Source organism: Mesorhizobium sp. YM1C-6-2 (assembly GCF_003666685.1).
Classification (GTDB): domain Bacteria; phylum Pseudomonadota; class Alphaproteobacteria; order Rhizobiales; family Rhizobiaceae; genus Mesorhizobium_K.
On record NZ_RCIZ01000012.1, the window covers coordinates 126,759 to 136,026 of the forward strand.

At 63.8% G+C, this 9,268-nt stretch carries 9 protein-coding genes; 1 reads left to right on the forward strand and 8 read right to left on the reverse strand.

The window, feature by feature from the left end; translation table 11 throughout:
• Positions 1-7: 7 nt before the first annotated feature.
• Positions 8-634 (reverse strand): HD domain-containing protein, encoded by a 627-nt coding sequence (locus D8676_RS23280; RefSeq protein WP_121583479.1) that lies wholly within the window; start codon positions 632-634, stop codon positions 8-10.
• A gap of 142 nt (positions 635-776) precedes the next feature.
• Between D8676_RS23280 and D8676_RS23285 the strand changes: the two genes are divergently transcribed.
• The gene (locus D8676_RS23285) at positions 777-1,649 is read left to right on the forward strand and encodes a LysR family transcriptional regulator (protein ID WP_121583480.1); all 873 of its coding nucleotides are present in this window, start codon (positions 777-779) and stop codon (positions 1,647-1,649) included.
• A 118-nt stretch (positions 1,650-1,767) separates the two neighbouring features.
• Here the strand turns inward: D8676_RS23285 and D8676_RS23290 are convergent, their stop codons facing one another.
• The 7 genes from D8676_RS23290 to D8676_RS23320 form a co-directional block, all read right to left on the reverse strand.
• Positions 1,768-2,559, reverse strand: coding sequence for an ATP12 family chaperone protein (locus tag D8676_RS23290; RefSeq protein WP_121583481.1), 792 nt, complete (start codon positions 2,557-2,559; stop codon positions 1,768-1,770).
• Positions 2,559-3,482, reverse strand: a complete 924-nt coding sequence (locus D8676_RS23295) for a DMT family transporter (protein ID WP_121583482.1) — start codon at positions 3,480-3,482, stop codon at positions 2,559-2,561. Before D8676_RS23295 ends, D8676_RS23290 begins: the two co-directional genes overlap by 1 nt.
• Complete coding sequence (locus tag D8676_RS23300) at positions 3,479-4,462, reverse strand: RluA family pseudouridine synthase (RefSeq protein ID WP_121583483.1); 984 nt, start codon at positions 4,460-4,462, stop codon at positions 3,479-3,481. The genes D8676_RS23295 and D8676_RS23300 overlap by 4 nt, the downstream gene beginning before the upstream one ends.
• 34 nt (positions 4,463-4,496) lie before the next feature.
• Entirely contained in the window at positions 4,497-4,874 is a 378-nt protein-coding gene (gene crcB, locus D8676_RS23305) for a fluoride efflux transporter CrcB (RefSeq protein WP_121583484.1), read from the reverse strand.
• Between the two features lie 175 nt (positions 4,875-5,049).
• Complete coding sequence (locus D8676_RS23310; RefSeq protein ID WP_121583485.1) at positions 5,050-6,003, reverse strand: homocysteine S-methyltransferase family protein; 954 nt, start codon at positions 6,001-6,003, stop codon at positions 5,050-5,052.
• 216 nt (positions 6,004-6,219) lie between these two features.
• The gene (locus D8676_RS23315) at positions 6,220-7,533 is read right to left on the reverse strand and encodes a replication-associated recombination protein A (RefSeq protein WP_121583486.1); all 1,314 of its coding nucleotides are present in this window, start codon (positions 7,531-7,533) and stop codon (positions 6,220-6,222) included.
• Positions 7,533-9,005, reverse strand: a complete 1,473-nt coding sequence (locus D8676_RS23320; RefSeq protein ID WP_121583487.1) for a DegQ family serine endoprotease — start codon at positions 9,003-9,005, stop codon at positions 7,533-7,535. The genes D8676_RS23315 and D8676_RS23320 overlap by 1 nt, the downstream gene beginning before the upstream one ends.
• Between the last annotated feature and the right edge of the window lie 263 nt (positions 9,006-9,268).

Consider the following 9,268-nt stretch of genomic DNA (forward strand, 5'->3'; position numbering starts at 1 on the left):
AATGGTTCTAGGTGGGAGAATTCCGCGCGACAGCGACCGCCGTGTCCGCCAGCGGCATTCTGGTGCCTGGCCGCGTTACCGCAGGATCGTAGGCCTTGCGCGAAAAGACCTCGCGAACCATGGGCGCGAAGAAATCGATGGGCAGGCTTTCATAGTCCGGGTCGAAGCTCGATTGATCCCACTGTTCGCAGAATTCCGCACAGTCGTCATAATAGGGACTGTCCCGATAAGCCTGACGCTTCTGCGGGTTCGCCCCCACATGCTGTCCGTAATAAAGCAGCTGGAAGTCGCCGTGCTTTTCGACGACCCAGGCACATTGTTCGCGCACGAAGGGCCGGATGATCGCGGCGGCATATTCGTCGTGATTATACGGGGCGTAGATATCGCCGATGTCGTGCAGCAGCGTGGAAACCACCCAATCGATATCGGCGCCCGCACGCCACGCCCGGCTCGCGCTCTGGACCGAATGGCCAAGCCTGGTGACCTTGTATCCGGACAGCGACTTGTCGAGATCGACCATCGCCGCCATCAGGCGGTCGGCAGTTCCTGCCGCGAACTCGATCTCATGCCTGGCCAGGAAATCATAGTCTTCCCGGTCCCCATCCTTCATCTGCGTAAATTTGACGGTCTCCATGCCGCGAATACCTATGTCCAGTGAATGCCAAGCGGACATGCTGTCGGCTTGGGCCGAGGCTAGCAAGCAAGCGTTCGATGTCGCATTAATCGAAAATTTCGATTAGAGCCGGACCTCTATGTCCTTGCAAAGAGGAAACGGCATGCATCTTGAGTTGCTGGAAACGTTCCTGGATTTATCCGAGACAAAGAACTTCAATCGAACCGCCGAGCGTCTGAGGCTGACACAATCCACCGTATCCAGCCGCATCCGCACGCTGGAAGGAATGCTCGACAAGCAGCTCTTCATACGGGGGAAGTCGGGCACGGAACTGACGGCATCCGGAATCCGATTCCAGCAGCATGCCCGCGCCCTTAAGCTTCATTGGGTGGACGCCCGCCGTGAGATCCAAACGATCGGGATCTTCGACCAGTTCATGCGGGTTGGACTGGCCAGCCAGATGTATGAACGCCTCCTGGTGGGCTGGCTTGAATGGATCAGGCAAACGCTGCCCAACCTCGCCGTCTATGTGGAAATCGACTATTCGGACCAGATGATCCACGACGTCATGCAAGGCAGCCTCGACCTGGCGGTCCTGTATTCTCCGCGTCACCTGCCCGACATGCACTATGAGGAAATCGCCGAGGAGCGCTATCTGATGGTCAGCACGCGCGATGTCGCCCTGAAAGAAATCGACAAAGCCGACTACATCAAAGCGTTTCACTCAATTCCGTTCAGCCTGGCCCACAAGCAGTTGCTGCCCGAACTCGAAGATGTTTCCGTCACCGTCGGCAATATCGGGGCGATTGAATTTCTGCTGCGGCAGCGCGGCGGCACTGCTTATGTGACGCATCCGGTGGCAAAGAAGCTCGAGGACGAAGCCGTCGCAAGGGTAGTTCCGGATGCTCCTGCCATTTCCCACCCGATCTATTCGGCCATGCATGTCCGGCACCGCCACTCCCACATCCACCATCGCCTGCTGACAGGGATGAAGCGAATAATGAACGGATCGCTCCGCACAGGTCCCGAAGCCTAGTCGTTGCGACGGAGCGATCGAAGGCTACGCCCAAAACATCCAGCCTAGTGCGCGCCGTGGTCCATGGTGGTTCCACCTCCCCCGGCTTCGCCATCGCCGGCACCATTGCGCTCCGGCGTCAGGCCTTTATCGCCTCAATCAGATCGGCCGCAGCCATCATGTCACGCTTGCGGTGAGCGCGGCGGGCCAACGCCTCGGCATCCTGGCCCCAGTGCTCGGCCTGGAAATCTTCGTCGACATGAGCAGCGCTCCATGCCGTCTCCGCATCCAGCTCGCCGAAATCGACAGCGAGCGCCAGCAGCGCCGAACCGGTCATGCTGGTCATCACATGCAGTGCCGCCAGCCGCAACGGCTGGGCGCGCTGGTTGAGATGAACGCCAAGGGCTGCAATAGCTTCACGCGGCTGCTCCACATGGATCACCCCCTCGGCAAGCAGAAGGCGGGCGCCAAGGACTGCCCTCGCCCAATCGAGCACGGGGTCCCATGCCTCGTTCTGACGCCGCACCAGCGTGTCGGGTCCGTCTGCCCGGTAACAGAGCAGGTCGGACGAGGAGTAGCGCAGTATGTCCTCGAGTACCGCCTGCGGGTCGCTGGCGACGCCGTCGATCGCCGTGTTGACAAGCCGGTAGACGGGCATGGAAGCAAGGTCGAGCGTTTCGCCCTGTGCATCGAATTCCCTGGCCACCAGTTGCGCTGCACTTTCGACCGGCAGGACGAGCAGAGCCTTGCCGGGCGTCCTGACAGCCTTGCCGTCCAGCTTGACCACGAAACCGCCCTCGCCTTCCGCGACGGCCACGTCCTTGTAGAAGCGTTTTGGCAGCGGCGTACGCATCTGGATCTGCGCACGGCGCACCGGGTCCGGATCGGAAAGAAGCCGGCCGGCTTCGAGATCGTTCAGAATGTCGCGCATCATTGTTCCACGGATATCGGCCGTTTCGACGAGCGGTTGACGAGCAGCAGCCCGGCCGCGATCAGCCCCAATGCCAGGAAGATAGTGATCCCGAGCGGTTCGCCAAGGATCAGCCCGGCGAAGAGCACGCCGAAGGCCGGGGTCAGGAAGGTGAAACTGGCGAGGCCGGAAGCGGGATAGCTCCTTATCAGCCAGAACCACAGCACATAGGTGATGGCGACGATATAGACCGACTGGAAAAGCAATGCCCAGGTCGCGACGGCGTTGACGTCGCGGATCGCCGGGCCTGCAAATGGCAGAAGCGTAGCGGCAAGGACTCCGGCCACGCCGAGTTGGTAGAGCAGCAGCTTTTCAGCTCCGGCATACGCAAGCTTCGTGCGCTTGATCACCACATAGGTGGCAGCCCAGCTCAATCCCGCGCCAATGCTCATCAGGTCGCCGATCAGCGCATCGGGTCCCGGCTGGCTGAGCTTATCGGAAAAGATCAGCACCAGGCCGCCGAAGGCGAGCAGAAGGCCGGCAATCTTGCGCCACGTCATCCGCTCGCCGAGCAGGAAATGCCCTCCGATGAGCACCCAGAAGGGCATGGTGTTGACCAGCAGCGTGCTTCGGGCGGCCGTCGTATAGTCCAGCCCGACAAAGATCAGCAGGAATTCGAGGCCGAAGAAAAAGCCCGCCAGCAGGCCCGGCCACAGCGTTCCATCCGCGTCGAAAAGGCGAATGCCGCGCCAGCGGCACCAGAAAAAGACCAGCGCCCCGCCCAGCAATGAGCGCACCAGCGTGAGGAAAACAGGATCGTATCCCGTATTCGACAGTTTTGCCGCGACACCGTTGAGCCCCCAGGAGAGGGTCAGGCCGATCATCATGCAGACCGCGAGCGTATCGACCGTGTCGCGACGCTCAAGCGCGGAGATGCCGCTCACTCCTCGTCTCCGCTCGCGTCGTCGAAGCCGATCAGGTTCCAGCTCTGCCGCATATGCGGCGGCATGGGCGCCGTCACGTCGATCGTGCCGCTGTCGGGATGCGGGATGACGATGCGCCTGGCGTGGAGATGCAGCCTGTTCTGGATGCCGCCCGGGAACTCCCAGTTGGTGTCCGCCTCGAAATATTTCGGGTCGCCGATGATCGGGCAGCCGATATAGGCCGCATGCACGCGAAGCTGGTGCGTGCGGCCGGTATAGGGCTCCATCTCGAGCCACGACAGCGTCTGGCCGGCCTGCTCGACGACACGGTAAAAGGAAACCGCATGGTCGGCGCCTTTCTCGCCATGCTTGGCGACTCGCATGCGGTCGCCGTCGGGCGTCTGCTCCTTGATAAGCCAGGTGGAGATCTTGTCCTCGCGCTTCGGCGGCACGCCCTTGACCAGTGCCCAGTAAGTCTTCTTCGTCTCCCGCGCGCGAAAAGCCTCGGCAAGCTTCATCGCCGCAAGACGGGTGCGCGCGACGACCAGCACGCCGGACGTATCGCGGTCGAGGCGGTGGACCAGCCGTGGCTTCTCGCCTTTCTTGTTGCGCCAAGCCTCAAGCATGGAATCGACGCTGCGCGTCACGCCGGAGCCGCCCTGCACGGCGAGACCCGCCGGCTTGTTGAAGACGAAGACCTTCGGATCCTCGTGGAGCAGCATCTGGCGCAGCACGTCGCCATCGTCTTGCCCGCGGATCGTCTTTGCGGTCAGCGGTCCAGCGCCCGCCTTGTCGACGGGCAAAGGCGGCACGCGCACCATCTGGCCGGGCTCGACGCGCGAGTCCGCCTTCACGCGGCCGCCGTCGACCCGGATCTGGCCGGAGCGCAAGAGCTTCTGGAGATGGCCGAAGCCGAGGCCCGGATAATGGACCTTGAACCAGCGGTCGAGGCGCATGCCCGCCTCGCCGTCCTCGACCTTGATCTGTTCTACGCCTGCCATGCTTCGTTCGCTCGCGTGAGCCGGCGCAATAGCATCAGCCGACGGTTCTTACGAGCCACAATCCGAGGAAGATGGCGAGGATGGACCCGATGACGCTGGCCAGCACGTAACCCAGCGCCGGAAGCGCCGCGCCGCGCTCCCACAGCACCGCGAAGTCGAGCGAAAAGGCGGAAAACGTGGTGAAGCCGCCAAGGACGCCCGTGGCAACGAAGAGCTTGAGCTCGTTCGATGCGTTGAAGCGCCGTGCGAGGAGTTCGATGAAGACGCCCATCGCAAAGGCGCCGACGATGTTGATCACCATCGTGCCCCAGGGATAACCAGGCCCCACCAGCCGCAGGGAACCCATGTTGACGAGATGGCGAAGCGCCGCGCCGATGGCGCCGCCGACAGCCACTAAGACAAGATGAAACATGCCTCTACTTGCCTTCGGCAAGCCGGCAGGTCAACTGCGTCAGCTGACGGTGCTGCTGCGCTTTGCGCCGTTGTTTCCGTCTCGGAAGAAACCTTAATCTCCGCTGCACGTCATCATTCAATGAAGCAAAGCGGCCGGGAGCTTGCCCGGCTGCCCACATACTCTCTTGCCTCGATCAGACCGCCTTCGCCTCGACGCAGCTCAGCGCGATCTGCTCGACGTGGCGATGGTCGGTGCCGCAACAGCCGCCGAGTACGTTCATACCCGGCAGCCGCGAGCGGATGTCGGCGAACTGCCGGCCGAATTCCGCGGGATTCCCGTCGTCGAGTTCGGTGGCCTTGTCGAGTTCCGCATGGCTGAGCCGCGAGGCGTTGGCTCGCATGCCGCCGATGCGCTCGACCCAGGGCTCTCCCGACATGAGCCGGCTCTCATAGTGGGTCGGGTGTGCGCAGTTGATCATGTAGTAGGCGGGCCCGTTTCCCGTGGCGCGGTCGACCATGTTGATCGCCTTGCCGAGGCTGTCACCGGTCGGCAGGTTGCCGTCGGTCTCCACGGTGAAAGAGACGACCACCGGGAGTTCCGCGGCCTGCGCCGCATGGGTGACGCCGATCGCCTCGTGGGGATTGGTCATCGTGATCGCCGAGATCATGTCGACGCCTTCGTCGGCGAAGATGCGCACCTGCTGGGAATGATAGGCCTGTGCCTCCTCCGGGCTCATGATCCTGCCGGGGTCGTAACCGTCGCCGCGCGGGCCGACGCAGCCGCTGATCACCATCCTCGAGTTCGGCGTCTCGTATTCGGCCTTGATCTCGCGCAGCAGCCGGATTGCCCGTCGGTTGACCTCCTCCAGTTCGGCCGCCGAATAGCCGAGCTTCTCGGCCCAGTCCCTGCTTGCGCGCCAAGTCGCGCTTTCCAGGACGAACCCCATGTCGTTCTTCCGGGCGATCGAAGCGTGGCGTGCGAAATAGCGGCGCAGTGCGCGCAGGCCTTTCTCGTCCCTGAACAAATGGAAGGCGGCGAAATAGGGCAGGTCGAAACCGTCCTGGTAGATCAGCGTCGTCTCGATGCCACCATCGGTCAGGAACAGACCGCCGTTCATTTGCGGCAGGGTGTTCTTTGAAGTGCTCATGTTGCGAACGTCCTTCAGGTTGGACCGCGGCCCGACGCCTGCCCGACAAGAGCGGCCGGCATTCGGTCACGCGGCCGGCTTCCAAGCCCCCGCCGGGACTTGATAGGGAGGAGCGCGTAACCGGAGGATGTTCGGGAGGCCGGGCTTTTTCGCCGGGCTGCTACAAGGCTGAAACAGAAGAAGCGCAAGCGCGCCGGCTAAGTACCGAGAGATGCGTCAGGATCCGCCGCGCTCGCGCCGGATTTTCGCCCAATAATCGAGCCGCTTGCGAATTTCGCGCTCGAAGCCGCGCTCCGGCGGATCGTAGAAGGTACGGCGGCCCATCTTCTCGGGGAAATAGTCCTGACCTGAAAACGCCTCCGGCTGGTCGTGGTCGTAGAGGTAGCCGGCGGCGTAGTCTTCTTCCTTCATCAGCTTGGTCGGAGCGTTGAGGATATGCTTCGGCGGCAGCAGGGAGCCGTGTTCCTTGGCGGCCCGCGCCGCAGCTTTGAAGGCCGTGTAGACGGCATTCGATTTCGGCGCGGTGGCGAGGTAGACGGTCGCCTCCGCAAGGGCGAGTTCGCCTTCCGGCGAGCCGAGATAGTCGTAGGCGTCCTTGGCGGCGTTGGCGATCACCAGCGCCTGCGGATCGGCGAGCCCGATGTCCTCCGTCGCCATGCGCACCAGCCGGCGGCCGAGATAGAGCGGGTTTTCGCCGGCATCGAGCATGCGAGCGAGGTAGTAGAGGGCCGCATCCGGATCGGAGCCGCGCACCGACTTGTGCAGCGCCGAGATCAGATTGTAGTGGCCGTCCTGGCCCTTGTCATAGATCGGCGCGCGGCGCTGGACGATGTGCTGCAGCGCTTCCGCGTCGAATACCTCGCCGGGCTTTGCGGCGCGCCAGATTTCCTCGGCGAGCGTCAAGGCCGCACGGCCGTCGCCGTCCGCCATGCGCAGGAGCACGGCCCTCGCCTCCTCATCGAGCGGCAACGGCATGCCCTCGACCTCTTCAGCCCGCGACAGCAGCTTTTCTAGGCTTTCCTCGCCGAGCGTGTGGAAGACGAGGACGCGGGCTCGCGAAAGAAGCGCGGCGTTGAGTTCGAATGACGGGTTCTCGGTGGTGGCGCCGACGAGCACGATCGTGCCGTCCTCCATCACCGGCAGGAAACCGTCCTGCTGGGCGCGGTTGAAGCGGTGGATCTCATCGACGAAGAGCAGCGTCTGACGGCCGTTCTGCCGGCGCAGCTTGGCTGCTTCGAACACTTTCTTGAGGTCGGCGACCCCGGAGAAGATCGCGGAAATCTGTTCGAAGGCGAGCTTCGTCTCGCCGGCGAGCAGCCGCGCCACGGTCGTCTTGCCGGTGCCGGGTGGCCCCCAGAAGACCATCGAGCCGAGCGAGCCGGACCGGATCAGCCGCGTCAGCGCACCGTCCTCGCCGGTCAAGTGCTCCTGGCCGACAACCTCCGCGAGCGTCTTCGGACGCAGCCGGTCGGCGAGTGGCGCTGCGGAGCGCCCCTTGACCGGTTCGTCGGCGCCGAAAAGGTCTGCCATCAGTACCTGAGGGTCTGGCGCATGAGCCGGCCGTCCCGCTCGACGGTGAAGCGCCACCAGCGCGAAGGCGTCTCCGCAACCTGCTTCAGTTTTTCGGCCGTAGTGATCTCTTCGCCGTTCACCTCGCGCACGATGTCGCGTGGCTGCAGGCCGAGGCCGGCGGCCGGTGAATTGCGATCGATGTCGACGACGGTGACCCCCTTGACGTCGGCATCGAGACCTAGCTTCTGCGCCAGCCGCGGCGAAAGCTCGGCGATCTTAACACCGGCGAAGGGGCTGCGGCCGCGGATCGTGAGTTCGGTCGCAGTGCCCTCGGGGGCGCGGACCAGCTCGACGGAGACCGTCTTCTCGTCGCCCTGGCTCAGCACCTTCAATTCCGCCGCGGCGCCGATCGTCTGCGTCGCCAGGCGATAGCTCAGCGCGTCGACGTGCTCTATCACCGCATTGTTCATAGACAGAACGACGTCGCCGGGCCGCAGTCCCGCCTTCGCCGCAGGTCCATCCGCCGCCACGGAAGACACGAGCGCACCGGTCGGGCGCGGCATGCCGAGGGATTCGGCAATCTGGGCCGTCACTTCCTCGAAGTCGGCGCCGAGATAGGGCCGCTCAAAGAAGTCGCTGCCGCTGGCGGCTGCCTGCGTCACCGCGCGCACCATGTTGGACGGGATGGCGAAGCCGATGCCGATCGAGCCGCCGGTGCGGCTGAAGATGGCCGTGTTGATGCCGACCAACTGGCCGGCCATGTTGATCAGCGCACCGCCGGAATTGCCGGGATTGATCGCCGCGTCCGTCTGGATGAAGAAGCCGAAGTCGGACACGCCGACATGGCTGCGCGCCAGCGCCGAGACGATGCCGCTGGTCGTGGTCTGGCCGACGCCGAACGGGTTGCCGACGGCGAGCACGAGGTCGCCCACCTCCAGCGCGTCGGAATCGCCGATCGGCACCACCGGGAAGGGTTCCGGCGCATCGATCTTCAGGATCGCCAGATCGAGCGACTCGTCTTTCAGCAGCACCTTGCTGGCGAATTCGCGTCCGTCTGAGGTCGCGACCTTCACCTCATCGGCGTCGCGGATGACATGGAAGTTCGTGACGACGAGGCCGCTCGCATCCACGATGACGCCGGAGCCCAGGGAGTTCTGCACCCGCGGCCGCATCTGGCGGCCGAAGAATTTTTCGAAGAAGGGATCGCCTTCGAACGGCGAACGCACCGCCCGCGCCTGCTTGGACGCGTAGACGTTGACGACGGCGGGCGCGGTCTCCTTGACCAGCGGGGCAAAGGAGAGCTGCATCTCCTCCCGGCCGAATGGAACACGGCGGTCGGGGCCGGCGGTCGGGCCGGCGCCTTCAGAGCCTCGCAGCAGGTCGGTCAGCACATCGCTCAACCCCTCGCCTTCCTGCGCTGTAGCCAAGCCGGCGGGGGCGATAAGCAGCCACGAAGCAACAAGAACCAGACCAATCCGGGTGGAGCGCATGCGAATCCCTCACTTTGGGTGAACGGATGCCATTTTCGCGAGGAATGTGCAAAATAAATGGCTGCCGGTGTGGTTGCTGCGAAGGCGTGTTCCGTCATCGCCACGCCCGAGTCTCCTTTCGCTCACGGGCCGCACCGCGGCCTCCGGCGGCTGGCCCTCCGCGAGGGTTTGCGGCGTGCGTGGGCGTCGCCACGCCCTGCTTTCGCAGTCTGGCCATTGTGGGAGGCGGCGCATGGCTGCGACGTCTTCTAAGTAATCTAGTT

Excerpts from the sequence above, each read along its gene's own strand:
- D8676_RS23280 (WP_121583479.1), bottom strand. The coding sequence starts at position 634 with ATGGAGACCGTCAAATTTACGCAGATGAAGGATGGGGACCGGGAAGAC.
- D8676_RS23285 (WP_121583480.1), top strand. The coding sequence starts at position 777 with ATGCATCTTGAGTTGCTGGAAACGTTCCTGGATTTATCCGAGACAAAG.
- D8676_RS23290 (WP_121583481.1), bottom strand. The coding sequence starts at position 2,559 with ATGCGCGACATTCTGAACGATCTCGAAGCCGGCCGGCTTCTTTCCGAT.
- D8676_RS23300 (WP_121583483.1), bottom strand. The coding sequence starts at position 4,462 with ATGGCAGGCGTAGAACAGATCAAGGTCGAGGACGGCGAGGCGGGCATG.
- crcB (WP_121583484.1), bottom strand. The coding sequence starts at position 4,874 with ATGTTTCATCTTGTCTTAGTGGCTGTCGGCGGCGCCATCGGCGCGGCG.
- D8676_RS23310 (WP_121583485.1), bottom strand. The coding sequence starts at position 6,003 with ATGAGCACTTCAAAGAACACCCTGCCGCAAATGAACGGCGGTCTGTTC.
- D8676_RS23315 (WP_121583486.1), bottom strand. The coding sequence starts at position 7,533 with ATGGCAGACCTTTTCGGCGCCGACGAACCGGTCAAGGGGCGCTCCGCA.
- D8676_RS23320 (WP_121583487.1), bottom strand. The coding sequence starts at position 9,005 with ATGCGCTCCACCCGGATTGGTCTGGTTCTTGTTGCTTCGTGGCTGCTT.